The following is a 26872-nucleotide window of genomic DNA, read 5'->3' as shown; positions in this document are numbered from 1 at the left end:
CTTCCGCTTAAGCGTTAACCGAAACCTTGAGGTTTGCGGCGACTTCGTCGCGAGCTAGCACCATGTTGCGCAGGGACTGCTCGGTTTCTTCGTAGCCGCGGGTCTTAAGTCCACAGTCTGGGTTGACCCACAGGCGCTCGAGCGGAACGTGCTTGAGTGCTGCACGGATAAGCTCGGCCATCTCAGCCACGGATGGAATACGTGGAGAGTGGATGTCGTAGATGCCAGGACCGATTTCGGAGTGGAACTTCTCATCGATATCCTGCAGCAGCTCCATGCGGGAGCGTGCAGCCTCAATCGAGGTGACATCGGCGTCGAGACCAGCAACAGCGTCGATGATCTGACCGAACTCGGAGTAGCACAGGTGGGTGTGGATCTGTGTGGTTGGCGCAGCATCCAAAGACACCAGGCGGAAGGAGCGCACGGCCCAGTCCAGGTAGCTTGGACGGTCTTCTTCACGCAGTGGCAGCAGCTCACGCAGTGCTGGCTCATCAATCTGAATGATTTCGATGCCGGCTTCTTCCAAGTCCTTGACCTCATCAGCCAACGCCACGCCGATTTGGTCAGCGGAGACAGACTGGTGGACATCGTCACGCACAAAGGACCACGCCAAGATGGTGACTGGACCAGTGAGCATGCCCTTGACGTGCTTCTGGGACAGTGACTGTGCGTACTTAGCCCACTCCACGGTCATAGCCTTTGGACGGGAGACATCACCAACCACGATTGGTGGACGGGTGCAACGGGAGCCATAAGACTGGACCCAGCCGTTTTCGGTGACCACGAAGCCATCGAGAAGCTCCGCGAAGTACTGCACCATGTCGTTGCGCTCTGGCTCGCCGTGAACCAGAACGTCCAGGCCGAGGCACTCCTGCAGCTCAATGACGCTGGCAACTTCCTTGCGCAGTTCCTCAACGTACTGCTCATCGGTCAAGTTGCCGGCGCGGTGGTCAGCGCGGGCCTTACGAATATCGGAGGTCTGTGGGAAAGAACCAATGGTGGTGGTTGGCAGTGCCGGCAAACCAAGCGCCTTTTGTGCTTCTTGGCGCTCCGCAAATGCAGGCTCACGCTGCACCTGGCCCTTTGGCAGCGCCGCGGTGCGGTCAGCAACCTGCTGGTTGTGGGTACGAGTAGATTCCGCACGGGTACGCACTGCACGGTCGGCACGAGCATAAGCTTCTGCCGCACCCAAAGGACCTGCAGCCAAAGCTACAACTTCGCCGATCTTTTCATTGGCGAACGAGAACCATGCGGCGACATCAACAGGCAAGTTAGGCTCTGCTTCCACGGTGTGTGGAACATGCTGCAGCGATACTGAGGTGGATACGGATGCGCCGTCGAACTGCTCGAAGGTCTCACGCAGTGCGCGCAGATTGCCTGCCCACACATTGCGGCCATCGACCAGACCAGCAACCAGCTGGGTCTTGGCAGTATCGACAGTGTTCTTCACGCGGTTAACATAGTCGGAATCCAGTGCCTGGGTGCCCACGGACAAGTCCACGTGCAGTGCTTCTGGCGCAACCTTGGTCAGTGCATCCAGCCCGGCGCGTGCGGAGCCATAAGGCGTGGTCAGGTATACCTGTGGGCGGTTCTCGGCCGCCAAAATCTTGGTGTAGGCAGCTTCCAGGTGCGCGGCGATCTGCGCGTCATCAGCAACGGCCAAGTCAGCAACGGTAGCTGGTTCGGCGAGCTGGACCCAGGCGACGCCGGCATCGGCAAGCGCTGCAAGAACCTGAATGTAGGACTCCACCAGCTCATCTAGGCGCTCGAGTGGCTGGCCGTTGGAGCCTTCTGCCTGCTTGGACAGCGCAAGAACGGTCACTGGACCAACCAGGTAGGGACGCACAGCGTGACCTTGGGCGCGAGCTTCTTCCACCAGCTTAACGATGCGCTGCGGGCGCGCGACGAACTTCTGGCCATCAGCGATTTCTGGAACGATGTAGTGGTAGTTGGTATCAAACCACTTGGTCATCTCCAAAGGTGCACGCTCGGAGTTACCGCGAGCCAAAGCAAATTCCTCTTCCAAAGAAACCTCAGCCGCGTCGCCGCCTACTGCACCCACGGTCAAAGAAGTCTCCAGCACCTGGTCATAATAAGCAACGTCCGCTGGGATGGCGTAGTCCTCATTGAGGCCCAAGTCCTTCAGGCGGGCGTAGGTGTCCACGCGCAGGGAATGTGCCGCGGATTCGAAGGTTTCCTGGTCAATCTTGCCTGCCCAGAATGCCTCAAGTGCCTTCTTCAGCTCGCGCTGTGGCCCAACGCGTGGGTAGCCCTCAATCGTGGCCTTTGGAAATGAAGTGGGTTGGTTGGTCATATGCTTTCCTTAGCTTTTGATGGTGCTATTGGCCGTAATGCCAATCGCAGTCAGTAATTCTTGGGTGATATCTGCATTGTTGTGGGTGTAGATGTGCAAACAGCCGGCGCCCGCCGCGATAACTGCCTGGGCAAGTTCCACGGTGTGTGCCATGCCGATGGCATATTCCTCATCCGGGCTGCGGGCACGCGAGAGCTTGTCGATGAGCTTTGGCGGCACCTTAAGCCCCGACAACTCGCCCATTCGCTGGGCTCGTTTGAGCGAAGTGATCGGCATGATTCCCGGAATCAGCGGCATCTTGGCGCCCGCCAGCTGGGCGCGTTGCGCGAATTTTAGGTAGTCTTCGGCATCGAAAAACAGCTGGGTGATAGCCAAATCTGCACCCGATCGCTGTTTGGACAATAAGACATCGAAATCTTCATCGTCATTTGCTGATTCTGCGTGGCCATTGGGGTAACACGCCACCGCGACGGCGAGTCGACCTGCGGCAAAGCGTGCTGCCTGCTCCCCTTCTAGTTGGCGGATAAGCCGCACGAGTTCATCCCCGTGCTGCAAGTAGCCTTCTGGAAGACTGGTTTGCCCGGGCTCCAAGTCGCCGCGAAGGGCTAGGAAACCGCGCACCCCGGCATCGACAAGCACGTTGATCCAGCTAATGAGCTCGCGCTTGTCCCCTGCCGTGCAGGCCAAGTGCGCCAAAGGCCGCATGGTGGTGGTGGAAGAAATCTGCTCAATGAACTTCGCGGTTCCTTCTAACCATCCCGAACGCTTGGAACTAGTTACCGCGATGTAGTCCGGGTTATAGCTTCCCAGTACCTGAAGTAGGTTCGCGATTTTTGCTTGGTCTGCGTCATGCCGCCGGGGGATGACTTCAAAAGACAAAGCGGTACGGGAAAAAGCCTGCTCTTTGTTTTCCACACGTGGGTGTCCGGCAGGGTCCAGCTCAAGATAATCGAGCGGCGCAGATGCTGACATGCGTGGCACCATGATTCCTCCTGTGCTGGTAGTTGATGTGCAAGTACCCAAAATGTACCAAGCTGTTCACTTTTTGCACTAGGTGTTTTTAATGGTGTTACCTTTGAAATTGCGCTGCCTTGCAAAATGCCCCAAACCAGCATGAATAAAATCTGCGCAAAATATACCAAGCTGTCTATTTTGGGGCTTGGGGGTAAAGAATTTATTGTGTTTTGACCCCACAGCCATGACAAAGACAACTACTGTGGGTATCTAAGTAGTGGAAGAGACCACGATTAAAGAATTCGCTGGAAGTAAAGGAGTTAGAAGGATATGAATCCCATCGCAGCGCAACAAGCGTTGAAGGTCGCATCCTCGTTGTGGGGCCAGTTCAACAAATACCGCAAAGAAAAGGCGGCGCAGGCCTACTCTGCTTTAGAAGAGGCAGCCTCCAACGTTAAAGAAAACGCGGATAACTTCAGCGATGACGCGGAATCCAACTTTTCCGAAGCCCGCAAGCAGGCCGGTGCCGTAACCAAGGCAGCGCACGACCGCATCGAGCGCGCTTTGGCGGAATTTAGCTCCCGTGGCGAAGAGGCCAGCGAACGCTTGGTCTCCGCCGCTTCCGACTTCGGCGACCGCGCAGAAAAGGCCACCCGCTCAACGCGTAAGAAGGCACGCAACCAGGCCACCAAGGCGGCGCAAGCCAAACGCAAGCAGCTGGAAAAGACCGCGAATAAGAACACGAAGAAATTGAATAAGAAGCTGGGCAAAGAGAAGAAGTCGAAAACCAAGTCTTTCTTCTCCATCGCCGGCATCCTCGCTTTGATCGCTGCGGTTCTCGGCGGTGTCTACTACCTCCTGCGCCGCAACGACACCCCGGGTGAGGTTCCACCGCGCGTGGAAGACTTCGCCGATAAGTCCGAGCCAGACGCAACCGGCTCCACTTTGGTCTACACCTCCACCACCGAAGATGACGTCAAGGAAGGCGCTCCTGTCTCCGGCGCTACCAAGGTAGCCGGCAACCTGGCCGAAGAAGGTGCCGAAGATCGCGATGAGGAATTGCTCAACTCTTTAGAAGAGCAGCTTGCCGCGCACCGCGAACAGGCCGAATCCGAAACCGAAGCGAATGGCACCGAAGGGGCCGAGAGCGCCGAAGCTTCAGACATCGACACCACGCGCGTTACCGATGACTCCGAGGACGAAGGCAAGCACCGCCTCGAAGGCGACGAGAAGTAGCACCTAGCCTTCCGCGCGAAGATTTACGCCCCAGGTTTTCCTGGGGCGTTCTTCTTTTTAACTACACCGCACACCCTCCCCACCCGGATCCCACCTTTCGCGCATCTCAGCTGCTTGAGATGCGCTGGTTGATCGCCATTTTGGGGGTGGGCCAAACGTAATGTAGATCCCACTTGATTGCAGTTGGTGTCGGCCGCTGGTTCAATTATGCCAAACACTTCTAAAAGTCGTGATAGAACCCTATAACTGCATTAGCGTCATGGTTGCTTTCCGTGGGGTTAATCGGTTTTCTTTTTTACGCCACGTTCCTTGCCCAGTTGGAGGCTGCGATTTCAATGAGCTACGAAACACTTACCGTCAACCTCAAGAATGGAAAAACTCACTACTTCCCAGCCGGCGCGGTAATTGGAGACAGCTCTGCTCGTCTTGATTTGCTCCGGGAAGCTATTGAGAACTCTAGCGATTTCCGTTCCGTCGACTCTGATGGCTATGAGCAGGTCTTTAATGGCGCCGATGTAGAGCGCTACACCATGCACTAATTAGTGCATTTCGCAGCAGAAATTTTGCTGTGTATCGTCGGCCAAAGGCCTAGACTAAAGCACCATGAGTGCACCGAAGTACCCACGGATGCGAACGTGGGCGTGGTATGTGCCGGAGGATTCACCGCCGAGCTCCTACGACATCAACGCCACGCGGTGGGACAGCCCCGTGCGCGCAAGCCTTTCCCTTCTAGGGATGCATCCCACCAGCGTGTGGATGACGCTGCTAAGCATGGGGCTTTCTGCCCCCGTCGGCGCGGCGGTGTCAGCGGTGATTGGCTACGCCACTGAAAATGTCTTTCGGGAACTAACCTGGGCATCGCTTCTCGTGCCAGTCTTGCTGACCATCTTGTTGTTGTGGTTTCAGTGGGTCGCCGAGTCCACCGCGGATGCCTTTACAGAAGTGGGCACCGCGCGCACCACGCATGATTTGCGCCTAGGACTATTGCAACGACTGCTGCGCAGCCGCACCCAGGGGCTTAACCCCGGCCGGCTGCTTAACACCATGGATGAGGACAGCAACAACATTGGGCAGTTGAAAGAAATCCTCAACTTCCCCGTCATGATGTTGGGCTATGTCGTTGGTGCCGTCATCGTCATCGCGCCGTCCTCGCCGGTTGTCGCCACGGCCTTGCCTGTCGGCGTCGCGTTGACCATGCTGGTTTCCTATTTCACGGCCAAGTCGCTGACCAAAGTCACAGCTTCGCGCCGTGCGAATGACAATATCGCGCTTAGCTTGGCCACCGATGCCGCCCAGGGCAACCGCGTGGTCAAAGGCTTAGGTGCCGGCGATATCGTGTCGCAGCGTTTCGCCAAGGTGTCGCAGGCAGCGCTGGATTCGATGCTCAAAGAGGTCCGCACGCTGTCGTGGACGACGCTTGTGCGCCAGCTGGTTCCCACCATGTGGGCGATTGCGCTGGTGTTATATGCCATCACGCAGACTTATGCCGGGGAAATTTCCACCGGTGCGCTGATGACTATCGTGATGTTGGTGCCGCCGGCGTTGACATCGACAGGCTATGCGCTGGGCTTTCTCACCCAGTTCTATGCCCGGGCTTTGGCATCGACGCAGCGTATCGCATCGCTTGTCGATGACCTCCAGCCGCAACCCATCCCCGCCAATTCCACAGGTAGCAACACGGATTCTATTGCTACGGCATTCAACCTGGATAAGGGGCTAACGGTATGGCAGCCGACGACGGTTGACGGCCGGCACCGCATTGCGGAGGATATTAAACTGCTCGGCTCCATGGGCGCGCTGTGCCCACCGCACCAAGTATCGGTTTTGGAAGGAACCTTGGCGGATAATATCAACCCCGAAGGAAGCTTCTCGCTAGAACAGGTCCATGAGGCACTCGATGCCGCGGCCTGCCACGATATTGTCACTCGACTTGGCGGCTTTGGCGAGGATGGTGAATTACCTACCACGGGCATTGGTGAGGCCGGGCTGAACTTGTCTGGCGGCCAGCGCCAACGCGTGGCTTTAGCGCGCGCACTCGCCTATGACCCACAGGTACTGGTGCTGGATGAACCGACCACGGGATTAGATTCCATCACGCTGGCAACCGTGGCCCGGCGCGTGGCTAGTTTGCGTGCAGGGCGCATGACCATCGTGATTTCTTCCTCACCGTCCTGGGCAGCGGTCGCTGATGAGGTGGTGACACGATGACAAAACCTGCACAATCTAAACCCGTGGTGCGCCAAGCTGATGCGCTGGCTCCTGCCGGTGGCAAAGAAATCTGGAATTTCATTAAGGCTTTGCCTTCGGCACCGAAGCGCTACCAAGTCATTTTCACTCTGGCTTCGATTATCACCGCGGCCGCTGCGATGAATATCGGCGCAACGGTGATTGGCTCGATTGTCGATCTCATCTCCGGTGGCAGCAGCACTATTTTAGGTTCCGGGAAAGACGCCGTGAGCTTAGCGATGATCATCTTCGCCATTGCTTTAGTCATCGAAACCATCGGGCGCGCGCTCAACCTCTTTTTGATCAATACGGCAACGCGTCGGTTGAGCATCGACCTGCGCAAAACGGCTCTCGATGCCGTGATGCGCGCGCCCGTGCCACGTATTTTGGAGCTGGGTACCGGCAATGTGATTACGCGGTTGTCCAAAGATATTGATACGACGGTTTCTACCATTAGCCATACTGGTGACCGGTTGATTGTCACCTTGGTTTTTATCCCCGTTACCGCGGTGACGTTGGTCTTGATTCACCCGGCGTATTTAGTGTTGATGATTGTTACTGCAATCATCATGTGGCCGTGGATTAAGCAGGTCATCCGCGATGTGCCTGCGGTAACCAACGTGGTCTCCGCGGTAGAAGCTAAGCGCAATAATGTGTTGCTCGATAGCATCCGCGCGCTTGAGACCCTGCGACAATTCCGCCTGATGCGCTGGGCACATCGCCGCATGGATTATGTTTCCTGGGAAACGGTGCAGGCCTGGGGCGATAGGTTGCCGCTGTTTAACCGCATCATGGGTCAAGGCAGCATCGCTTTTGGCTTTTTGCTCTTGGGTTCTTTGGTGATGTCCATGCCGATGGTATCCGCCAACTGGTTGAGCGTGGGTGAGGCCGCTACCGCGGTGTTATTGGTCATGCGCTTGGAGATGCACGTATTTACCCTGCTCTTTTCCGCTGGCGATATCCAGCACGCGTTAACTGCTTTGGGCCGCGCTGTTGCGCTGGGCAAGATTGCTGACGATGACATCGTCGCCGATACCGAGCTTCCCACCGTAAAACCCCAGCCCACGGTAGAGATTAAAAGCTTGGACTATGCCTACCCCGGCGGCGCGCACGTGCTTTCCGATGTCTCCGTCACCCTCAAGGCCGGCACCACCACCGCGCTGGTCGGTACATCGGGTGCTGGTAAGTCGACTTTGGCTGCTTTGGTCGCGGGCTTGCAATATCCCACTGCCGGCAAGATGATTGTCGATGGCACAGATACCGCCACGGTTCCCAATGTCTGGATCAGTCAGCACGTCGCGTTGATTACCCAAGACGTGCACCTATTTTCAGGCACCTTGCGCAATGATTTGCTGCTGGCCAAACCCGATGCCAGCGATAATGAACTGCTCACCGCACTTTCCACCGTCGGCCTGCGCCACGGCACTCCGGCCTGGGATCGCTGGCTGCCGAAGGGGCTGAATACCGAAATCGGTGCCGGAAACCCCGAGGTCGGCGCCGAGGTAGCCCAACAGATCTCCTTGGCACGCATGTTTTTGCGCCAGCCCCCGGTGCTGATCATGGATGAGGCAACCTCCGAAGCAGGTAGCGAGCACGCCGAGGCCTTGGAGTCCGCCGCGCGCGCTGTCGCCCGCGGCCGCACCACCTTGGTCGTGGCGCACCGACTCGATCAAGCCCGCGTCGCCGACCGCATCCTAGTTATGGAAGCCGGCGAAATCATCGAAGACGGCGACCACGAATCACTCATTGCCCTCGACGGGCACTACGCTCGCGCGTATGCCCAATGGGAGCACGGCAAGTAGGTACGTGCACGATAAAATGGTGCGCATGAATTCCACTCCCGAGAGCAGTCCAGACAGCAGTTCAGAAGATGACTTGGTCCTGATCGTCGCCACCGAATCAGACCGCACGTACCTGTCGCGATTAAATTTCCTGACCGATACCTTCGGTGACGAACTTGGTGAGGTCACCGCAGATTTTGACCGCGACTGGATTTATTATCTGCAGAACTGGACGGAAGAGAAAGGCGGATTCATCGCTTGGCGCGGGCACATCCCCGCTGGTGGCGTGTGGTTGAACTGGGGTAGCGGTGAATTCCACGGTTTCGGCCACGTCGAAGAAGGTATCCCCGAGCTCGCCTTGGCGGTGGAAAACCGCTACAAGGGTGAGGGAATCGGAACCGCGTTGTTGGAGGCCGCGACGGAACTCGCCCGCCAGATGGGCGCTCCCGGTATTTCCCTGTCAGTAGCCGCGGCAAATGAACGCGCTCACCGCCTGTATTTCCACTTAGGGTTTGAACAAGTCGGTGAGCGCGAAGGCCACTACGTTTTGGTGAAACGTTTCTAAGCGGAACTCCCATAATGGCGGATTTCTTCTTCAATGAGCGTGACGGTCTCGTCGAAGTCGGAGACCATCGGCCAGTGGCCGCTCACTAAGCTGCGGCGCTGCCAGGTGGCAGCTGATCTGGCAACGGCGGGAGCATCCTCCCAGGCGGTATCGAAATCATCCTTCAAAGACAGCGCGACATAAGTCGTGAGCTGTTCTTCCACTGGCGACGATAGGTGCGCTGCATCAAGGACCGTTCGGCCAGGGTGCGTCGTGAATTTCGAAGCTAGGTAGTCGCGGTCGGCATCGGTGAGGTCGTCAACGTAGTCGAGCATCTCACGCGTGGGCACAAGCCACAGGTTACCGGCGGCCTCGATATCTGCTTTTTCTTGCGCGCGTTCATCATCGGTATCATCCCAGTTATCGAGGAGCGCGTGGGCATCGACAGGCAAGAAAGCGCCGATGTGAATGATGCCGGAGACCTGGGAACCCAGCCGGTCGGCTGCCGCTGCCACCACCACCCCAGAATAGGAATGCGCCACCAAAATGACTTTGTCGGCGCGGGTCTGCTCAATGACATCGACAAGCTGCTGCACGTGGTCCTCGAGACTCACGCGCGCAATATCGGCATCAGAGCACCCGGGTTCAAGGCCGCGAAGGGTCATCGTTTCCGCATCAATGTCGCGGGCACTTAGCCACTGCACGTCGGCTCCCAGATCCAGCCGCCCATCCAGGCACCCGGGACAAGGATGACGTGTGCGGCTTTCTCCGGCATGACTACACCAGGCCCTTTTCTTCCAGCCAGTCTTTGGCAATCTCCGCGGCGGGCAACTGCTCGGTGACGCTACGATTATTCAAAGAAACCAGGTCTTCGGGACTCATCGCGGCGGAGACTTCATTGATAACTTCAGCCGCCTTGTCATCTACTTTGTCGCTGGCCAGCGGCACCACGTTAGAGGACAAGAATAAGCCCTTGGTGTCTTCCAGCGACACCAAGTTGTTGGATTCAATGGACGGATCAGCGGTGTAGATGATTGCCAATTGAATATCACCATCCCGCAGTGCTTTTACAGTCAGTGGTCCACCGCCGTCTTCGATCGGTGCAAATCCCACTTCAACGCTGTAGGTCTCCTCAAGTCCCTTCGGGCCATTGGGACGTGATTCCGCCTCAGAGTTTGCACCCAAGGTCATGGGTTCAGTGACTTTATCTAGGTCTTCAACGTTTTCGATCCCCCACTCGTCGGCAAATTCTTGCGTGATGACATAAGAATCCTGATCCGTGGCCGGTGATTGGTCCAAAACATTCAAGCCTTCAGGCGCTGCTTCTTCCAGCGCAGCAAAGACATCATCAGGCAAGCGTGCTTCAGTGTCTGGCTCCCAGTACTGCAGGACCGGCCCGGAATACTCAGGGAAAAGGTCAATCTCCCCGGCTTCGATTTCCGGCAGGTAAGCCTCGCGCTGTCCGATGCGGAACTGACGATCCACACCATAACCAGCATTTTCTAGGGCCTGGGCGTAGGTTTCGGCGATGATCTCATTGGAGTAATAATCCTGCGAGCCGATAACAATGGTGTCATCACCGCTGGCATCGTTGGTTGCTCCGTCATCTTCTAACGGGCTGCTGTCGGTACCGCACGCGGTCAGAGCGAAGGCGCTGGTAACGGCGAGTGCAGCAAGTGCGGTCAAACGGTTTTTAGAGAACATGGGGTTAGTCCTTAGAGGTTGTGGGAAGCAGGAATAGCGACGCGGTGCGCGAGGCGTTGACAGGTGGCGAGGATAAGTTCGAGGATAATAGCAACAGCAATGACTAGCACGGCGCCGCCGAGCATCTCCGCGTAGTCGCGGGTTTTCAGCCCGGAGAAAATATAGCGGCCGAGTCCAGTATCGGCGGTGTAGGCGGCAAGGGTTGTGGTGGCTACCAATTGCAAGGTCGCGGCGCGGATGCCGCCGACGATCACGGGCAGTGCCAGTGGCAATTCCACGGTGAGCAGCACTTGGGCAGGTCGCATGCCGATGGCTTGGGCGGCCTGCGGAGTGTGGCTGTCGATGGCCTCCACCCCGGAATACGCACCGACCAACAGCGAGGGAATGGCCAAGACCACCAGCGCGATAAATGGTGCCTCGATGCCAATGCCGAGCCACAATCCCAAAAGCGTCAATAGGCCCAAGGTCGGGATAGCGCGCACACCACCGGTAATCGCGCCGACTACCGCTGCACCGCGGCGGGTATGGCCGATGATAAGGCCTGCGGGGATGGCAATAACTGCCGCTACCACCAGCGCCGCGAAGGTTACGGTGATGTGTTCTGCCAGGCGATTCGGGATCCCGGAAATGCCTGTCCAGTGCGCAGGGTCTGTCAGCCAGTGCCAGGCTTGAGCTACAAGGTTCATACGCTCACCGCCTTGGTGGATTTCACCCGGCGCGTCCAGGGAGTAAGCAGCTTGCCGATGATTAATAACACCGCGTCAATCACCAACGCCAAAAGCACTGTGGCGATGACTCCGACGGCAACTTCGCCGGCGATGCCGCGCTGGAAACCGTCAGTCATCAGCGTGCCCAGGTTTTGCACGCCGATCAGCGCGCCGATCGTGACCAGACCAATGGTCGATACTGACACCACGCGTAATCCGGCGATGAGCACCGGTGTGGCAAGGGGCAGGTCTACCTGCCAAAATAGCTTCTGTGGGGCATGCCCCATGGCGATGGCGGAATCACGCACTGTATGGTCCACGGACCCGAAAGCATCAGCGCTGGTGCGCACGTAAAGGGCCACGCCGTAGGCGGTCAGCGCGATGATCATCGTCGCCGGCGAGCGCAGCCCCACACCGAAAATCACCGGCACGATAATCAACATCGGCAGCGCCGGGATGGCATAGAGCAACGTCGCGGTGCTCAGCAGCGGGCCGCCGATACGCGGGCTGCGAAAGGCAAAACGGCCGACGGGGATGGCGATTAAGGCGCTCAGCACAATTGCCGGAATAGCTAGAGTGAGGTGCGCCCACAACAGCTCCAGTGCCTGCGGCCAATTCAGCTGCAGCCACATCATCGGCTTATCACTCCGACGGGGCGGCCGTTGGCGTCCACGGCAACCGTTCGCCCATTAAGCTTTTCAATGCGCAGTTGTCGCTCCCCGCGGTCACTGCCTATGAAACCGCGCACGAAATCATCTGCCGGATGCGCCATAATTTCCGTCGGAGTGCCCTGCTGAGCGATGACCCCGCCGGGCTTTAAAATCACCACTTCATCGCCCAAGCGGAATGCTTCATCAATGTCGTGGGTGACAAAAACAATCGTCTTGCCCAGCTCTGCCTGCAGTCGCAGCAGCTCATCTTGGAGTTCGCGGCGAACAATCGGATCGACTGCGCCGAAAGGTTCATCCATGAGCAAAATATTCGGCTCCGGCGCCAGCGCCCGCGCCACGCCGACGCGCTGTTGCTGGCCACCGGAAAGCTGCCCTGGGTAGCGCTTGGCCATCGCGCGGTCAAGCCCAACGCGGTCCATCATTTCCAGCGCGCGCTCGCGCGCTGGAGATTTCGCCATACCGTTTAAGCGCAACACGGCAGCAACATTATCCACCACCGTGCGGTGCGGCATCAGGCCACCTTGCTGCAAGACGTATCCAATGGAGCGGCGCAGCTTGACGGGATCAACGCTTCCGACATCGGTGCCATCGATAAGCACGCGGCCTGCGGTAGGTTCCACCATGCGGTTTACCATGCGCAGCAGCGTTGTCTTACCCGAGCCTGAAGACCCCACGAGCGCGATGGTGCGATGCGAGTCTATGGCAAGCGAGAAATCTGCTACCGCCACGGTTTGGTCCGGATAGGACTTGGTGACGTGTTCAAACTCGATCATAGGCACCAGTATATGGCCAACAAGCACAGAAAGAATTGGAAAATCAGAATCCTTCGCGTTCACATCGCCGCAGCACATCCGAAAACATCGGGAACGTTTTAATTCCGATAGTGACTAAAGCTGGACCACCGTGTAGCGAATCTCACCTTTTTAGCAGGTCAATGGCTTTCCTCCCGTCATAGCCAGTTACTAAGGTGGGACTTAGCGGAAGGTTTTCTTCCCACGACCGCGGGGAGAGAGATATCCGCATCGAGATCTTGCACAAGCAGGAATATTTTCACGACGGGAGCCATGTTATGCCTGCCAATCCCATAAGCACACCTAGCCAGACGCAGTCGCATACTTCGCCGCCGCAGCAGCGTGTCGATGCCCCGCCCGCTCAACACTGGCGCAAAATGGGGCTCGGCTTCGGCGTTCCCATTATTATTGCGCTGATCTTTTGGTTCAGTCCGCACCCTGAAGCGCTCACCGACCAAGCGTGGCGCATGTTTGGCATTTTCGTGGCCACCATCGTGTGCATCATTATGGCGCCGATGCCAATGGGTGCGGTGACAATCATCGGCATGATCGCCACCGTGCTCACCGGGATTGTTCCGCTGTCGCCGAATAGTGATAACCCCGGCGCACCTTATGCGCTGGTCGGCTTCGGTAATTCCACGATTTGGTTGATCGTCATGGCCTTCTTGCTCTCGCGCGGGTTTATTAAGACTGGTTTTGGCCGGCGCGTGGCGCTGTTTTTCGTCTCCAAAGTCGGCGGACACATGCTGGGTGTCGGTTATGGTTTGGGTCTTGCGGACTTAGTGCTGTCGCCAGCAATTCCGTCGGCGACAGCCCGCGGCGGTGGAATCATGGCGCCAATCATGAAGTCGGTGGCGCTCACTTATGACTCGGAGCCGGGGCCGACATCCCGTCGGGCAGGTGCTTATCTGTCGCTGGTGGTTTCTAATTCCAACTCTATTACCTGTGCTATGTTTCTGACCGCAATGGCGGGCAACCCGTTGATTGCTTCCCTGGCGGGTGAACTTGGCGTCGATATCTCCTGGACGACTTGGGCCATGGGCGCCATTGTTCCCGGGCTTCTCGCGCTGGTCGTGGTGCCGCTCGTGATTTATGTGGTCTATCCCCCAGAGTTGAAAAAGACTCCAGAAGTACAAGCGATGGCCCGCGATGAGCTTAAACAACTAGGCGGCATGAGCTACGGCGAAAAGGTTCTGGGCGCCACCTTCATTGTCTTACTGCTGCTGTGGACAGTCGGCGACTTGGTTCTAGGTATCTCCGCTACGACCACGGCGTTTGTCGGAGTCATCATCCTGATGATCTTCCAGGTTCTGACCTGGGAAGACATCATCCGGGAGAAAGCGGCCTGGGACACCATGACCTGGTTTGCGGTGTTGTACATGATGGCCACTGCCCTATCAGCTTATGGTTTTATCGATTGGGTGTCCGATGTAATCGCCGGCTCCCTGGGCGCACTTAGCTGGTTGACGGCATTGATACTCTTGGTCGTTATTTACTTCTTCGCGCACTACTTCTTTGCCTCGGCTACCGCGCATATTTCCGCGATGTACATCGCCTTCCTCGGCGCGGCACTCGCGCTCGGCGCACCGCCGCTATTGTCCGCATTAATCTTTGCTTACTGCTCAAATATCTTCCAATCGTTGACCCATTACGCAGGTGGCGCGTCGCCAACCTTGTTCGGAATGAAGTACAACTCCGTGGCGCAATGGTGGGGTGTGGGCCTTGTCGCGGGCGTGATTTCTTTGGCTATCTGGATCTTCGTCGGCATGGGTTGGATGGACCTCATCGGTCTGTGGTGATGGGCTTGTCAAGTTTTCCTTGACAAAGCATTTGCTGTAAAGGCAGACTTGACACGTGGGCAATCAACGAGGCCACGAGCTGGCAGATCACATCACGCGCATAGTCGCATTGCTTGCCGATGAACTTTCCACCTCAGACGCAGCGAAGGAGAGTTCGCGCAGCGATGTCACTCATGCGCTGTCCACGGCGCGGTCTTTGCAGGCACTTGCCGATGAAGCATTGGCGCACCTAGTCACCGATGCCCGCAACCGCGGGATCACGTGGCAGACCATCGGCGATGCCCTGGGCATTTCGCGGCAGGCTGCCTTCCAGCGGTTTGGCACCGCGATTGACCCTCGGACAGGAAAAGCGATGAATAAACCCACTGAAGAAGCCAAGCGCGAAGCCATAACCAAGGCGGAACAATTCTTAGACGACCTGACCGCGTCCCGCTGGGAAGAAGCAGCAGGTCAATTGGGCCCGGTGATCGGCGCACATTTGGATGCGGAGGGTTTGGCGACGACGTGGGCGCAGGTGGCATCGATAAGCGGCGCATTAGAAACGCGACTTCCTGCTGAAGCTATCGGGCTTGCCGATGGCATCACTGTTGTCGAACAACCCCTCGCCTTCGAAGCCGCCGACCTAGTTGCACGCATTAGCTACAACACCGATGGCAGCATGGCTGGACTGTGGTTCGTGCCCGCTGACCAGGCGCTAACGGAAAGGCCAGATTAATGAATACCGTAACGCGAGCAGTCAATTGGAGAGCCGTCGGCTTCTTCGTGCTGATTTCTTTCGGGCTTGCTTATGCGCTCGATGCCGTTCTTTTAAGCACTCTGGGTTTGGCGCATCCGTTAGCGATTGTGCCGATTTCACTGCGCATGTTCACGCCACTGATTGCAACGGTCATTGTTTGCCGGTTTATTACCTTTGAAAAGTGGACCGGTGCTGTTGGTTTGGGACGGGAGTCTTTTGCGAATGGTCAGTGGAAGAAGATTGTTTCTTCGGTGCTCATCGGGTTCGTCCTGGTTGTGAGCGTGATTGCGGCGTCGATCGCGCTGGCGACTGCCGCTGGGTGGCTGAATCCCGATTGGGAGATGACGCAGACCCGTGCGCCTTTGATTGAAGCGGGTGCGGATATTTCGCCAACGGTGTTGATCGTCATGACGGTTATCCAGGCGTTTATCGCGGGCATTACTATCAACGCTCTCATGGCTTTCGGTGAGGAAGCCGGCTGGCGCGGTTGGCTGCAAAACACTTTGGAGCCGCTGGGGCGCCTGAGTCAGGTGCTGCTCATCGGCGTTATCTGGGGACTATGGCACGCACCGTTAATCGCAGCGGGCTATAACTTCAGCGATCAGATTCCCGGCGCCGTGGCGGTGCTGCTGTTCACGGCTTTCTGCATTGCTTTCGGCGCGGTATTGAGCTGGCTGAGTTTGCGCTCCAAGAGCGTGCTGCCAGCTGCGATTGGGCACGCATTCTTCAACGCACTCGCAGGTTTCCCCGCGATGCTTGTTGCAACCGGTGATACCTGGGACCGCGTCCTTGCTGCGCCCATGGGCGTTCCTGGCATCGCGATTTTCGCGGTAGTCGCCGTCGTGCTGTTTCTTAGCTCGCGCGGAGTTAAGCAAAAGGTTTAGATTTTCATGTTTGGCCGCGCGACGGGTTCGGTAAGAGTGCGCGGGCGCATTCGGGCATTGGGGAGATTCGGTGCGGGAAGCCACGTCATGCCATCGGCGTTGCGGCCAAGGCCATCTTCGCCGACGCCGCCGTGGCCGATGTAGCCATCGACGAAACCGAATTGGCCGTCGACGTCTTCGCCTTGGCTAGCTTGCCAAGTGTCGCGAAAGCGCACGATTTCATCGTGGTCGCGACCGATGAAATTCCACCACATGAGGATTTCTTCCCGCAGTGGTTCGCCGCCGATAAATAGTGCGCGACCCATGTCATCGGAATCGTTGCGGATGCGCAGACGCGTTTCACCGATGCCGGTGTATCCAATCTGCGTCTTTTCCAGCTCGGTATCTGCGACCACGATGGTTCCGGAGTCTGCGATCACGCCGTGTTCAAACTCGGGGTTGAGGTCAAGCACGATTTCTGAGCGCGGATCGATGGTGATTTCCGCGCCGACCATCGGTGTGTGCGAATGCACCGGGCTGGCTGCACCCATGAGCTCACCCATAAATACCTTGAGCTGACCGCCATCGAGCTCGGTAGCTGGCGGTTTGAAATAGGCCAAGTCGCGCTCGGCAGTACTGCGTGTGGCATCCGGCAGCGCAATCCACAGCTGCACACCATGCAAGATCGTGGTCTTTTCCGTGGTGGTCTCCGTATGCGAAATGCCGTCGCCGGCAGTCATCAAATAGAACTCGCCGGGATGGACGAGGCCGCGTCCGCCGCCGGCATCGATGTGGCTGATCTCGCCGGTAAAGAGCCACGTCGCGGTCTGCAGACCAGTGTGCGGGTGCGGCGCAACGTCCATGCCACCGGTCTTTGACACATCCTCGGGACCAAAATGATCGACAAAGCACCACGCGCCAATGAGCGATCGTTGGCGCTGTGGAAGCGTGCGATGAACCGTCATCGCACGCGGACCACCAAGCGGCACAGCGCGGGAAGAAATGATCTCAACTGCGGTTGCGTTCATGTCAACAACCTTAGTCGATTGGGTTTATTTTCTCTTCCACCTTTCGGTCCACAGTTTCAGCGTGGTTATGCCCTATTAGATCAGGTTCATCGCTCCCATGCTGCTGAGGTCGTGAGTATTGCCTAGTAGTTTGCCGCCTGGGGTGCGCAGGCGGACTTTGCCGCGGTGTCGGTGCATTCTTCCCCGCTTCGGCTTGCCGCGTTTTGGTTTGCCTGGTCCTCTTTTCTTCCCGCCCGGCGTAGCCGGGCCGTCATCATTGACGCCGTTGTGATACTTACACAACATCGTCAGATTCGACGGCTTGGTATGCCCACCGTGTTTGTGGGCGTCGATGTGGTGGACTTGGCACCTGTCGGCCGGCACGTTGCAGTCAGGCCAGGGGCAGACGAGATTCTCGGTCATAGCCAGGGTTCGCAGCTTGTCGGAAGCGAAGCGGGCTTCATAAAGATTGACCGGGCCGGTGGTGGGATGGAACAAACCGACGTAAAGCTTTTCGCCTAAAGCACCTTCCATCGCGGCGTTGACAATCTCGGCGCCGGTCATGGTGGTGCCGTCGGAAAGACCGATGACGGATTCGCTGCCGGTACCGCTGAATACTTCCGCGGACTGGTCAAGGCCAAGGGCAATCACGGTGCGGTATTCAGGCTTGATAAGCTCGGTGCCGTTACCCTCGACTAGGCCCCAGAAAGGCTCGAGCAGTGCCTCGGAGCGCGGTTGGTCATCGCCTTTGATGGCCGCGTCGAGGGTCTTTTCCAAATCAGTAATCCGGCGTTGCGTATCGGTAATGCTAATGGTGCGCATCCCGTCTATTGCGCGGCCTACGCGTACGCCAGATTGTTTGGCTTTGTCGCCGCCTTCTTCGGTCACGCGCTTTTTGCCATACTCATCGACTTCTTCGTAGCTTCCCTCATACGCGATGAGTTCTGCACGTAACTTCCACGCGGCACCACGCGCTTTCAACTTCTTCGCGTGTTTATTAACCATCTCTAAGAACTCGATGCTCAACCTGCGCTCTTCGGCAAGTGCGACAGTCTCTTGCTGCACACGCGGCGAGTCGCAGGACCCGAAGTAAACTCTGGCCAGCCGAGCATATTTCTGCACTGTAGAAAGTCTGTGTCCCTCAGTAGCTACGTCGTAGGGGGATAGCTCGTAAAAGTCGCGAAGAATACCCACGCCACCTCTGTCGAAAGCTTCAAATAATTCATATCCGTTCATAACTTCGACACTAAAACGACAGTGCAACCCCTGACTAGGGCAAGTTCAAAAACCTGCGAGTAATTCACATGACACGTCACCCAAACGGCGAAGTTATCCACAGGGACGCCGATTAGACGAGCTCAATGCCTACAAATGCGATGGTTGCGACGAGCACTGTTGACGCAAAGGCAAGGACGAAAGGTCGCACGCCAACGTGCAACAAACTTTGGATTTTCACCCCGCACCCGAGAGCAAACATCGCGGTTGCAAGCAGAATTGTTTGTAAAAAGTCGCCGGTGGCGAGGACGGGCTCGGGAAGGTCAACGGTGGAGCGAAGAAGAACCATCGATAAGAAACCGATGATAAACAGCGGGACTATTGGTGGGCGCTTCTCATGGCCCGTAATCTGCACGCCGCTACTTCGACGACGTTTTACGAGGCTCAGAATGAATACGACTGGAGCCAGCATTAGAACGCGTGCAAGTTTAACCACGACGGCTATTTCTAGAGCACTTCCGCCTATTGCGCCTCCGGCGGCAACGACTTGCGCAACCTCGTGAATGGATCCACCGGCCCACATTCCCATCGTCTCCGGGGCTAGACCGGCAAGGGCACCGAGAAACGGGATGGTCGGAATCATGATGGTTCCAAATATCACCACCAACGCGACGGCGATTACTACGTCTTCTTCTTCCGCATCGCTTGCGCCTCTGACACCCGCGACGGCCGCCGCGCCGCAGATGGAAAATCCGCAGGCGATCAGTAATACCTGCGCAGGCTTCATCTTTAGCAGGCGGCCGATAAGCAGCGTGCCGATGATTCCGCCGGAAACAATGCAGACGATAACCAGAAGCATCGGCAGCCCGAGGCTGCGAACATCTGCGATAACCAGTTTGAGCCCTAAGAACACGATTCCCCACCGCAGCAAAGTCTTAGCTGCTACTTGGATTCCTGGCGAAAACGTGCTGGGAAGTTTTGTCATGTTCGTTAGTGCGATCCCGGCGATAATCGCCACGATCATCGCGCGAAGCCCCGGTATAAAAGAACTGAAAATCATCGCGACCGCAGCGCCGCCTAGACACAGCAGCAGTCCGGGCGCATAAGCTTTGATTGCACGTGCGCGCGGTTGAACTTCATTTGAAGCAAGTGCCAAAATTCCGGTAGACATGCTTTAAAGTCTCACCGCGCAACGTGATTTGCGGTAGACGGCAAATCCACATCCGGGCATATACTACTGATATGACTCCTGCTCAGGACTGCTGGCCCAACCTCCGCACCCTGGAATTATTCGTGGCAGTAGTAGATAGCGGCAGCCTCGGCGCCGCAGCACGTAGCGTCGGAATGGCGCAGCCCAATGCAAGCCGCGCGATTGCCGAGCTTGAGGCAACGATGCAAACTCATTTGCTGGATCGTCGTCCCAGCGGCTCAGTGCCTACGCCTTTCGGGCTTTCGCTCGCTGCGCATGCGCGTGAAGTCCTGGATGCTGCTCGTGATTTTCAATCTTGGGTCGCGGAGAACCACGACGAATCGCAAAAGACGCTCAGCGTCGGCGCCAGCTTGACCATCGCGGAGACACTCTTGCCAGTGTGGATTGCCGCGCTGCGCGAACGATACCCCGATGTCCAGGTTGCTATTTCCGTGGTGAATTCAGCAGAAGTTATCTCACAGGTTCGGCATGGGCATTTCCATGTAGGTTTCATCGAAACGCCACATGTACCGGTGCAGCTTAATGCTCACATTGTCCAGGAAGACGAGCTTTTTGTGGTGATTGCCCCGCACCACCACTGGGCTTTGCGAACCGGGCGAATCAGCCTGCAAGAGCTGGCTGAAACACCACTTGTTGTAAGAGAACCAGGCTCCGGAACCTTTGAAGCCCTGCAAGACCATCTGGCTGGCTTGAATGTTGCTACACCAGCCCAGGTGCTCAACAGCATTGCAGCCGTGCGCGTCGCAGTAGCTTCCGGTGCCGGCCCCGCAGTAATGAGCGAACTGGCCGTGCGCGATCAGCTCGCCAATGGCAATCTCCTGCAAGTGCCTTTAGAAGGCGACAAGATCACGCGCCCGCTCACAGCAATCTGGTCAGGACACCGTCGTCCGCCCAGGCTGGCTCACGAACTGATTGCCATCGCTAAGGCCACTGGCGCTTGGATCAGTAGGCATCGTTAAGCACTGCGTACAGGCGATCCCGCGCGGTGTTCATTTCCTTATCGAATTCCTCATCACTCGATTTATCGCGGACCCAACTTTCAGAAACCACGATGCGCGGCAGCGTTGCCACCGCCGCAATCATCGCGCCGCGCAGGCGATTGCGCTTATCAATCAACCAGCCCCCGACCAGTGCCGGAATGCCGATTCCGGTCAGGACGGCGGGGATGCCATCGAGAAGCCTGCGACCAAGCAGTTTGGCCAATACCCACTCCACCGCGCCAAGTAGTGCTCCTGCACTAACCGCGATACCAATCGACTTCACCCACGTGGCAATGAAACCTTTAATTACCCCTTGCTGACGGTCGTTTTTCTCCCGCGGCTTTGGGAAAACGTACTGCAAGACCACATAAAACGGCACCATGATGTAGCCAAAAATAGCTTCTACAGTGGCTAACCGCTTCAGCGAAGCCGTGGGCCGGCGTTGCTCCTTAACCGTGGCGGTATCAGTCATCATTTCCTCTCAACGAGCACGCATAGGAATCAAGCATTCAGTGTGCCCCACACTAATACGTCTTCCGCTGTCCAAAAAGAGCTTCATTACATAAAAATGGGCTCTCACTATATAAAGTTACGCCCACACTGCAGAAAATGAGGCCCTCACTATATAAAACGACGGTCTCACTATATAAAGTGACGCCCTCACTATAGAAAATGACGGTCTCACTGTATACAGTGAGGCTTAATAGTCTTTGAGCGACAGTGAGGTCCCCATGAAACAATCTGAACTAGATTCCCACCTTGCCCGCCTCCGTACCCTCGGCAGAGATGACGCTTTGATAGAAGTAAAGGCATGGGCGCATAAGAGTGAATCAAAAAGTTTCTGGGAAACGGTAAGCGCTTTCGCTAACAGTAATGGCGGAATCATCGTACTGGGTTTAGAAGAACCATCGTTCACTCCAGCTCCAGGATTCAATGCCAAGGACGTTGAGGACCGTATCCGCAGCGGTCTAAATACCAGCGACCAGCACGCAATTCGCGTGGAACCAGTCCCAGACTATTCCGTCGAGCTGTTAAAAGTTGACACACAACTATGCGTCGTAGTCACCATTTCTCCGTTAACTGTTAATGGCCCATGCTTCGTAAAATCAAAGGGAGTATCGAACGGAAGCTTTAAAAGAGTTGGCGACGCGGATCAACGACTTAGCGCCCTTGAAGTCTACGAACTCCAACACCGATTCGACAAGCACGCTTCCGACAGAGAACATGTCCCAGGTACTGATATCAATGACCTAGATACCTCACTCACTAAAGCCATGGAGTCTCGGCTGAAGCGCCAACATTCTCGGCTGGATTTTGATGAAACCAATAAGTGGATCAAGCAGAAATCCATAGTTACTCAAGACGGCGAACTTACCCTTGCAGGACTAATGGCGTTAGGAGAATATCCTCAACAATTCTTTCCTCAATTATTTATTGATGTGGCGGTCCACCCCGGAAAAGAAAAAGCACCAGCAGGAGAAAACACTCGTTTCGTGGACCGAGTCCTTTGTGAAAGCAACGTAGCCACCCAAGTTTTAGATGCAATCGCAGCAATTCGTCGAAACCTTCGAACAAGAAGGGTGATTGAAGGAAGCCTCGGAAAGGATGTCTTAGAAATACCTGAGACCGTATTACGCGAGGCATTAGCTAATGCAGTGATGCATCGTGACTACTCCGCACCATTCCGAGACCAAAATATCAGTGTCGATATCTTTTTAGACCGCGTAGAAATCAGCAGCCCTGGAGGATTGCCTGGCGGCAAAACTACCGAGAACCTCGATGATGGACAACAAATCCCGCGGAATTCGACATTAGCCAGGCTACTTCAAGATGTCCCACTGTCCCACGAATACGACGGGGTACTTGCCGAAAGTAATGGTGGAGGGATCTTGACCATGATCAACACCATGAAATCTGTCGGTCTTCCCAGGCCGACTTTTAAGGTAGATATTGCTCGAGTGACAGTCATTCTGCAGCGATTCGGCCTCGCAGACGGAGAAGTCGCATCCTGGGTTAAGGAACGACTTGGAGATGAATTCTCAATCGCTGAAGGTGCCGCACTTGTTTTGGCAAAAGACTTGGGGGCCGTCACAGCTAAAGATCTCAAACGGCAGACAGGCGGCGACAGTGGTGAGCTTCAGATCATGCTCGATAAGCTTGCTCAACAAGGTTCGTTAATTGAATCGAGCCAAGGGGTGTACACCCTCTCAAGTGCGGGAGCTCACCTAACCCCCGCCCAACAAGACGTATTCGATGCAGTATCTAATACTGAAGAACTCTCAGCTCAACAAGTTAGCGACCTTACCGATCGGCCAATAAGCACCGTACGCGCCGCCCTTCGACATCTTGTAGAAATCGGTTTTATCACAGCCACAGCGCCACCAAGCAGTAGAAAACGAGCTTATCGCCGCACGTGATCTTGGCTAATTTAACCTTCAAGAGATAGGCAGACTTGGCATCCAAACTGATTACGAATCAATTCCTTCATCGCATAGTTGGCTCCAGCTTGCCGTATCGGCCGGGCGTGCTAGGCTGCTGGTTAGAACACGCTGGCAGGACGGCCTGCACAGTCAAAGCTAGAGCTGGGACGACCCTGCACTTAAAGGAGTCTTCGTCCATGTCAGCCTCTACTGCCCTGCGCGGCGTTCTCACCGGATCTGTCATCGCCCGAATTGTATTGGGCTGGGTTGCGGTCGCACTACTATCACTGGCATCAGGTTTTCTCGCGGGCAGCTTATCGATGCCCCTCGTCTTCACCCTTCTTGCGCTCATCGTGGGCGTGATCATCGTGTGTTCCGGCGGGGTTGTCACCCAAGCTGAACATCTCGCGCACCGGCTTGGTGATCCCTACGGCACCCTGGTGCTGACCCTTTCAATTGTCGGCATTGAAGTCATTCTCATCTCCGCGGTTATGCTCGGCCCAGGCGATCACCACACCATCGCGCGTGATTCCGTCATGGCCACGGTCATGATTGTCCTCAACCTGGTCATCGGCCTGGCACTTCTCGTCGGCGGCATGCGTCATAGCAACCTGCAGGTCAACCGCACCGGTATTTCCGCATACTTATCCATGCTCGTCGTACTCATCGCCACCGCCTTCGCCTTTCCAGCTGTCATCGGCACCGATGGCGCATACAATTCCGCGCAGGCCATCACCATCGTGACCTTGACAGTCATCCTCTACGGATTCTTTCTCTACCGCCAAACCGGCGCCCAGCATGCCGACTTCACGGAAACAGACAAGGACGTCGTTGCTTCCAACAACCCCGGAATCGCCGCAATTTTCCGCGAGCACAAAGGCGAGATCTTCACCCGCGCGCTGGTTTTGCTCATCACGGTAATCCCCATCGTGATGCTCTCTCACGATATGGCATCGCTTCTCGATGACGGCCTTAACCGCCTCGGCGCTCCCATCGCGCTTTCCGGCATCATCATCGCAATGATTGTCTTTTTGCCCGAAGCAATCACCACCGTCCGCGCTGCCTGGGGTGGCGAAGGACAACGCGTGGTTAACCTCGCCCACGGCGCGCTCGTCTCCTGTGTTGGCCTCACTCTGCCGGTCGTGCTCATCATCGGTCTGCTTACTGGGCAAACCGTTACCCTCGCCGAAAACCCCACCAACCTGCTGCTACTAGGAATCAGCCTGGCTTTGAGCATCGCAACGTTTAACTCCCAGAAAGTCACCGCGATTCACGGCGGAGCACACCTATTCGTCTTCATCCTCTACGCGCTCAGCGTATTTTCTTAAAGTCGTTTCTTGCCAGGACATTCTGTGCTAGCGTGGGCGCCAGACACGGGGTGCCCGGAAGGGCTGAGATTAAACCCGAGAACCTGATCGAGTTCGGACTCGCGGAGGAATGTCGGTAAACGACGCAGGCAGTATATGCAGGGATACCTGTATCTATTGCAGCACGCTTCGCTTCTTCGAACTCGATATGAGTGATGAAACGGAGACAAGCGTTGATACCGAACGTATTAACCATTGCTGGCACAGATCCCACCGGTGGCGCGGGGATTCAAGCAGACTTAAAAGCATTTTCTGCCAACGGCGCATATGGGATGAGCGTGGTCACCGCAGTGGTTGCGCAAAATACGCGCGGGGTGGGAAGCATCGTCGCGATGGAACCTGAATTCGTGGCCGAACAAATCGCCGCGGTCTTTGAGGATGTCCGCGTCGATGCAGTGAAAATCGGCATGGTGGCCAATGCTGGAATCGCCGAAGCGATCACGCAGTCACTGGATAAATACGCGCAGTGCCCGGTGGTCTTGGATCCGGTGATGGTCGCTAAAAGTGGCGATCATCTGCTCAACCAGGATGATGTCGACGCGATTCGGGAGCGTCTCGTGCCGCGGGCAACGCTGATTACGCCGAATCTGCCGGAGGCATCGGTGTTGCTGGGCCGCGAGGTAGAGATGGGCAGCTTGGCAGAAATGCGTGAGTCCTTAAACGATCTGCGCGCTTTGGGCGCAAAGTGGGTGCTGCTCAAAGGCGGGCATTTAAGCGGTGCGGAAAGCACCGATATCCTCACCGGCGGTGATGCCGGCGAGCACACCGTGGAGCTGACCGCACCGCGCGTGGACACTGTCAATGACCACGGCACTGGGTGCACATTATCGGCCGCGATAGCAGCGCTTTTACCCCAACACGGATACGAAGAAGCGGTGCGCCGCGCCAAAGACTATCTCACGCACGCGCTGCGCCACGCGGATGAATTGGACGTCGGTGCAGGCCACGGCCCCGTCCATCACTTCCACGCGCTATGGAATAACGCGCCTTTGCAATTGCAAGGAACACAACGATGAGCACTCAACGATTTACGGACCTTTTGCGCGAGCAAAACCACACCACGTGGGAGAAGGCAGTTTCTCACCGCTTTGTGCAGGAGCTTTTCGATGGCACCATCGACGACTCTGTCATGGCCAGCTACTTGGTGCAGGACTACCGCTTTTTGGATAGTTTCTTGGTGTTGCTGGGGGCATCGGTAAGCACGGCGGATGCGCTTGAACCACGGCTGCGGTTTGCGCAATTTATTGGCGAGATAGCCGGCGATGAAAATACTTATTTCCTCGACGCCTTTAAAGCATTGGGCGTGAGCGACAAGCAGCGCGAAGAAATCCCGAATACCGAGCCGACCACCGCGTTTTGCGCGTTGATGCGTGAGGCTGCGGAAACCCGCGATTACGTAGCAATCGTCGCGGTGTTGCTGGTTGCGGAATGGTTGTACCTCGACTGGGCGACCCGCGGTGCGCGCCCGCTGCCGAAGAACTTCGTGCACGCGGAATGGATTCGACTGCATGATTTTCCTGAATTCCACGAGCGCATCGCGTTCTTACGCGCAGAACTCGACCGCGTCGGCCCAGCCCGGCGCGCTGTTGCGGAAGACTTCTTTCACCGCGCAGTAGAAATCGAGCTCGCATTTTTTGATGCTGCCTACGCCCACCCCATCACAGGAGAAAAATAATGACACTGTTTAATGATCTGAAAAAAGCCATCGGTACCGAGTGGACCGATTACACCGAGCACGAATTCGTGCGCAAACTTGGCGAAGGCACCTTGCCGCTACCCGTCTTCCAGGACTACCTAGTGCAGGATTATCACTTCCTCGTGCAGTTCGCGCGGGCGAACGCACTGGCTGCGTACAAAAGCCGCAACCTCGCCGATATTAAAGACGCGACGGGCGCACTGCAGGCTATCTTGCACGAAACCGAACTACACCGCCGACTGACTACACGCTGGGGAATCACGGAAGAAGAGCTTGATGCGGCGGCAGAAAAACAAACCACCGTGGCTTATACCCGCTACGTTTTGGACACCGGGATGTCCGGCGACCTGCTGGATATGCACGTCGCGCTTTCACCATGCTCCATTGGTTATGCAGAAATTGGTGTAGCCCTAGAGCCGCAACGAATACGGGCTCTAGATGCCGGCGAAGAACACCCCTACGGCGAGTGGATTGCGGAATACTCCGGCACGGAATTCCAAACCGCAGCACAAGCTGCCACCGAACGCCTCGACGCGCTAACCGCAGGTAGCGTCACCGCGGAGCGCTTTGATTCCTTAGTGGAAATCTTCCGCGCCGCGACCCGCTTGGAAGCAGCGTTCTGGCAGCAAGCACTGGACTCAGCTGACTGAT

At 56.6% G+C, this 26872-nt stretch carries 25 protein-coding genes and 1 riboswitch; of the genes, 14 read left to right on the top strand and 11 right to left on the bottom strand.

What is annotated here, in order from left to right; all coding sequences use genetic code 11:
• Window positions 1-7: 7 nt before the first annotated feature.
• Window positions 8-2314, bottom strand: coding sequence for a 5-methyltetrahydropteroyltriglutamate--homocysteine S-methyltransferase (metE, locus tag CSTAT_RS00685; RefSeq protein WP_075722131.1), 2307 nt, complete (start codon window positions 2312-2314; stop codon window positions 8-10).
• A 9-nt stretch (window positions 2315-2323) separates the two neighbouring features.
• On the bottom strand, window positions 2324-3298 hold the full coding sequence (locus tag CSTAT_RS00680) for a methylenetetrahydrofolate reductase (protein ID WP_075722130.1): 975 nt from the start codon (window positions 3296-3298) through the stop codon (window positions 2324-2326).
• Between the two features lie 300 nt (window positions 3299-3598).
• On the opposite strand from CSTAT_RS00680, the gene CSTAT_RS00675 reads away from it, so the two are divergent.
• The 5 genes from CSTAT_RS00675 to CSTAT_RS00655 all read left to right on the top strand — a co-directional run bounded on the left by CSTAT_RS00675 (window position 3599) and on the right by CSTAT_RS00655 (window position 9076).
• Window positions 3599-4504, top strand: a complete 906-nt coding sequence (locus CSTAT_RS00675; RefSeq protein WP_075722129.1) for a hypothetical protein — start codon at window positions 3599-3601, stop codon at window positions 4502-4504.
• A gap of 335 nt (window positions 4505-4839) precedes the next feature.
• The gene (locus CSTAT_RS00670; RefSeq protein ID WP_066792074.1) at window positions 4840-5043 is read left to right on the top strand and encodes a hypothetical protein; all 204 of its coding nucleotides are present in this window, start codon (window positions 4840-4842) and stop codon (window positions 5041-5043) included.
• 64 nt (window positions 5044-5107) lie between these two features.
• Window positions 5108-6712, top strand: coding sequence for an ABC transporter transmembrane domain-containing protein (locus tag CSTAT_RS00665; RefSeq protein ID WP_083640573.1), 1605 nt, complete (start codon window positions 5108-5110; stop codon window positions 6710-6712).
• Window positions 6709-8532: an ABC transporter ATP-binding protein gene (locus tag CSTAT_RS00660; RefSeq protein ID WP_075722127.1), complete on the top strand. Its 1824-nt coding sequence runs from the start codon at window positions 6709-6711 to the stop codon at window positions 8530-8532. The genes CSTAT_RS00665 and CSTAT_RS00660 overlap by 4 nt, the downstream gene beginning before the upstream one ends.
• A gap of 16 nt (window positions 8533-8548) precedes the next feature.
• Window positions 8549-9076, top strand: coding sequence for a GNAT family N-acetyltransferase (locus CSTAT_RS00655; protein ID WP_083640570.1), 528 nt, complete (start codon window positions 8549-8551; stop codon window positions 9074-9076).
• Here CSTAT_RS00655 and CSTAT_RS00650 read toward each other — a convergent pair.
• From CSTAT_RS00650 to CSTAT_RS00630, 5 genes are all read right to left on the bottom strand, one after another.
• A complete protein-coding gene (locus CSTAT_RS00650) occupies window positions 9073-9759 on the bottom strand; it encodes an alpha/beta fold hydrolase (RefSeq protein WP_075722126.1) in 687 nt (228 codons plus the stop codon). The genes CSTAT_RS00655 and CSTAT_RS00650 overlap by 4 nt on opposite strands.
• 73 nt (window positions 9760-9832) lie before the next feature.
• Complete coding sequence (locus CSTAT_RS00645; protein WP_075722125.1) at window positions 9833-10759, bottom strand: ABC transporter substrate-binding protein; 927 nt, start codon at window positions 10757-10759, stop codon at window positions 9833-9835.
• An 11-nt stretch (window positions 10760-10770) separates the two neighbouring features.
• Window positions 10771-11445, bottom strand: coding sequence for an ABC transporter permease (locus CSTAT_RS00640; protein WP_075722124.1), 675 nt, complete (start codon window positions 11443-11445; stop codon window positions 10771-10773).
• Complete coding sequence (locus CSTAT_RS00635) at window positions 11442-12101, bottom strand: ABC transporter permease (RefSeq protein WP_083640568.1); 660 nt, start codon at window positions 12099-12101, stop codon at window positions 11442-11444. The genes CSTAT_RS00640 and CSTAT_RS00635 overlap by 4 nt, the downstream gene beginning before the upstream one ends.
• Window positions 12098-12910, bottom strand: coding sequence for an ABC transporter ATP-binding protein (locus CSTAT_RS00630; protein ID WP_075723747.1), 813 nt, complete (start codon window positions 12908-12910; stop codon window positions 12098-12100). Before CSTAT_RS00630 ends, CSTAT_RS00635 begins: the two co-directional genes overlap by 4 nt.
• A 296-nt stretch (window positions 12911-13206) precedes the next feature.
• Between CSTAT_RS00630 and CSTAT_RS00625 the strand changes: the two genes are divergently transcribed.
• Genes CSTAT_RS00625 through CSTAT_RS00615 form a run of 3 tightly spaced genes read left to right on the top strand, consistent with a single transcriptional unit; the run spans window position 13207 to window position 16347 of the window.
• Complete coding sequence (locus tag CSTAT_RS00625; protein WP_244892863.1) at window positions 13207-14727, top strand: DASS family sodium-coupled anion symporter; 1521 nt, start codon at window positions 13207-13209, stop codon at window positions 14725-14727.
• Window positions 14728-14782: 55 nt separating this feature from the next.
• Entirely contained in the window at window positions 14783-15442 is a 660-nt protein-coding gene (locus tag CSTAT_RS00620) for a DUF3887 domain-containing protein (RefSeq protein WP_075722122.1), read from the top strand.
• Complete coding sequence (locus CSTAT_RS00615; protein WP_075722121.1) at window positions 15442-16347, top strand: CPBP family intramembrane glutamic endopeptidase; 906 nt, start codon at window positions 15442-15444, stop codon at window positions 16345-16347. The genes CSTAT_RS00620 and CSTAT_RS00615 overlap by 1 nt, the downstream gene beginning before the upstream one ends.
• Here the strand turns inward: CSTAT_RS00615 and CSTAT_RS00610 are convergent.
• The 3 genes from CSTAT_RS00610 to CSTAT_RS00600 all read right to left on the bottom strand — a co-directional run bounded on the left by CSTAT_RS00610 (window position 16344) and on the right by CSTAT_RS00600 (window position 19719).
• The gene (locus CSTAT_RS00610) at window positions 16344-17354 is read right to left on the bottom strand and encodes a pirin family protein (protein ID WP_075722120.1); all 1011 of its coding nucleotides are present in this window, start codon (window positions 17352-17354) and stop codon (window positions 16344-16346) included. The two genes, CSTAT_RS00615 and CSTAT_RS00610, sit on opposite strands and share 4 nt — an antisense overlap.
• A gap of 75 nt (window positions 17355-17429) precedes the next feature.
• Window positions 17430-18569 (bottom strand): HNH endonuclease signature motif containing protein, encoded by a 1140-nt coding sequence (locus tag CSTAT_RS00605; protein WP_075722119.1) that lies wholly within the window; start codon window positions 18567-18569, stop codon window positions 17430-17432.
• Window positions 18570-18681: 112 nt separating this feature from the next.
• Entirely contained in the window at window positions 18682-19719 is a 1038-nt protein-coding gene (locus CSTAT_RS00600; RefSeq protein WP_075722118.1) for a YeiH family protein, read from the bottom strand.
• A gap of 71 nt (window positions 19720-19790) precedes the next feature.
• Between CSTAT_RS00600 and CSTAT_RS00595 the strand changes: the two genes are divergently transcribed.
• Window positions 19791-20717: a LysR family transcriptional regulator gene (locus tag CSTAT_RS00595; RefSeq protein ID WP_075722117.1), complete on the top strand. Its 927-nt coding sequence runs from the start codon at window positions 19791-19793 to the stop codon at window positions 20715-20717.
• Here CSTAT_RS00595 and CSTAT_RS00590 read toward each other — a convergent pair.
• Window positions 20701-21213 carry a hypothetical protein gene (locus CSTAT_RS00590; RefSeq protein WP_244892862.1) on the bottom strand — a complete coding sequence of 171 codons (513 nt, stop codon included), beginning with the start codon at window positions 21211-21213 and terminating at the stop codon, window positions 20701-20703. The two genes, CSTAT_RS00595 and CSTAT_RS00590, sit on opposite strands and share 17 nt — an antisense overlap.
• A gap of 256 nt (window positions 21214-21469) precedes the next feature.
• Between CSTAT_RS00590 and CSTAT_RS00585 the strand changes: the two genes are divergently transcribed.
• The 5 genes from CSTAT_RS00585 (at window position 21470) to tenA (ending at window position 26871) form a co-directional block, all read left to right on the top strand.
• The gene (locus tag CSTAT_RS00585) at window positions 21470-23155 is read left to right on the top strand and encodes an ATP-binding protein (RefSeq protein WP_066792048.1); all 1686 of its coding nucleotides are present in this window, start codon (window positions 21470-21472) and stop codon (window positions 23153-23155) included.
• Between the two features lie 200 nt (window positions 23156-23355).
• Window positions 23356-24486, top strand: coding sequence for a calcium:cation antiporter (locus tag CSTAT_RS00580; protein WP_075722115.1), 1131 nt, complete (start codon window positions 23356-23358; stop codon window positions 24484-24486).
• Window positions 24487-24522: 36 nt separating this feature from the next.
• Window positions 24523-24613, top strand: a riboswitch (TPP riboswitch).
• Between the two features lie 67 nt (window positions 24614-24680).
• Window positions 24681-25541, top strand: a complete 861-nt coding sequence (gene thiD / locus CSTAT_RS00575) for a bifunctional hydroxymethylpyrimidine kinase/phosphomethylpyrimidine kinase (protein WP_156845070.1) — start codon at window positions 24681-24683, stop codon at window positions 25539-25541.
• Window positions 25538-26200 carry a TenA family protein gene (locus CSTAT_RS00570; protein ID WP_075722113.1) on the top strand — a complete coding sequence of 221 codons (663 nt, stop codon included), beginning with the start codon at window positions 25538-25540 and terminating at the stop codon, window positions 26198-26200. The genes thiD and CSTAT_RS00570 overlap by 4 nt, the downstream gene beginning before the upstream one ends.
• Window positions 26200-26871: a thiaminase II gene (gene tenA, locus CSTAT_RS00565; protein ID WP_075722112.1), complete on the top strand. Its 672-nt coding sequence runs from the start codon at window positions 26200-26202 to the stop codon at window positions 26869-26871. Before CSTAT_RS00570 ends, tenA begins: the two co-directional genes overlap by 1 nt.
• The last annotated feature ends 1 nt before the right edge of the window (window position 26872 follow it).

The organism is Corynebacterium stationis, assembly GCF_001941345.1.
Lineage (GTDB): Bacteria > Actinomycetota > Actinomycetes > Mycobacteriales > Mycobacteriaceae > Corynebacterium > Corynebacterium stationis.
The sequence above is the reverse complement of the archived record's forward strand: the minus strand, read 5'-3'. Positions and strand labels throughout refer to the sequence as shown.

Coding starts and splice junctions, on each gene's coding strand:
- metE (WP_075722131.1), bottom strand. CDS start 2,314: ATGACCAACCAACCCACTTCATTTCCAAAGGCCACGATTGAGGGCTAC.
- CSTAT_RS00680 (WP_075722130.1), bottom strand. CDS start 3,298: ATGGTGCCACGCATGTCAGCATCTGCGCCGCTCGATTATCTTGAGCTG.
- CSTAT_RS00675 (WP_075722129.1), top strand. CDS start 3,599: ATGAATCCCATCGCAGCGCAACAAGCGTTGAAGGTCGCATCCTCGTTG.
- CSTAT_RS00670 (WP_066792074.1), top strand. CDS start 4,840: ATGAGCTACGAAACACTTACCGTCAACCTCAAGAATGGAAAAACTCAC.
- CSTAT_RS00665 (WP_083640573.1), top strand. CDS start 5,108: ATGAGTGCACCGAAGTACCCACGGATGCGAACGTGGGCGTGGTATGTG.
- CSTAT_RS00660 (WP_075722127.1), top strand. CDS start 6,709: ATGACAAAACCTGCACAATCTAAACCCGTGGTGCGCCAAGCTGATGCG.
- CSTAT_RS00655 (WP_083640570.1), top strand. CDS start 8,549: ATGGTGCGCATGAATTCCACTCCCGAGAGCAGTCCAGACAGCAGTTCA.
- CSTAT_RS00645 (WP_075722125.1), bottom strand. CDS start 10,759: ATGTTCTCTAAAAACCGTTTGACCGCACTTGCTGCACTCGCCGTTACC.
- CSTAT_RS00640 (WP_075722124.1), bottom strand. CDS start 11,445: ATGAACCTTGTAGCTCAAGCCTGGCACTGGCTGACAGACCCTGCGCAC.
- CSTAT_RS00635 (WP_083640568.1), bottom strand. CDS start 12,101: ATGATGTGGCTGCAGCTGAATTGGCCGCAGGCACTGGAGCTGTTGTGG.
- CSTAT_RS00630 (WP_075723747.1), bottom strand. CDS start 12,910: ATGATCGAGTTTGAACACGTCACCAAGTCCTATCCGGACCAAACCGTG.
- CSTAT_RS00625 (WP_244892863.1), top strand. CDS start 13,207: ATGCCTGCCAATCCCATAAGCACACCTAGCCAGACGCAGTCGCATACT.
- CSTAT_RS00615 (WP_075722121.1), top strand. CDS start 15,442: ATGAATACCGTAACGCGAGCAGTCAATTGGAGAGCCGTCGGCTTCTTC.
- CSTAT_RS00610 (WP_075722120.1), bottom strand. CDS start 17,354: ATGAACGCAACCGCAGTTGAGATCATTTCTTCCCGCGCTGTGCCGCTT.
- CSTAT_RS00605 (WP_075722119.1), bottom strand. CDS start 18,569: ATGAACGGATATGAATTATTTGAAGCTTTCGACAGAGGTGGCGTGGGT.
- CSTAT_RS00600 (WP_075722118.1), bottom strand. CDS start 19,719: ATGTCTACCGGAATTTTGGCACTTGCTTCAAATGAAGTTCAACCGCGC.
- CSTAT_RS00595 (WP_075722117.1), top strand. CDS start 19,791: ATGACTCCTGCTCAGGACTGCTGGCCCAACCTCCGCACCCTGGAATTA.
- CSTAT_RS00590 (WP_244892862.1), bottom strand. CDS start 21,213: ATGATGACTGATACCGCCACGGTTAAGGAGCAACGCCGGCCCACGGCT.
- CSTAT_RS00585 (WP_066792048.1), top strand. CDS start 21,470: ATGAAACAATCTGAACTAGATTCCCACCTTGCCCGCCTCCGTACCCTC.
- CSTAT_RS00580 (WP_075722115.1), top strand. CDS start 23,356: ATGTCAGCCTCTACTGCCCTGCGCGGCGTTCTCACCGGATCTGTCATC.
- thiD (WP_156845070.1), top strand. CDS start 24,681: ATGAAACGGAGACAAGCGTTGATACCGAACGTATTAACCATTGCTGGC.
- CSTAT_RS00570 (WP_075722113.1), top strand. CDS start 25,538: ATGAGCACTCAACGATTTACGGACCTTTTGCGCGAGCAAAACCACACC.
- tenA (WP_075722112.1), top strand. CDS start 26,200: ATGACACTGTTTAATGATCTGAAAAAAGCCATCGGTACCGAGTGGACC.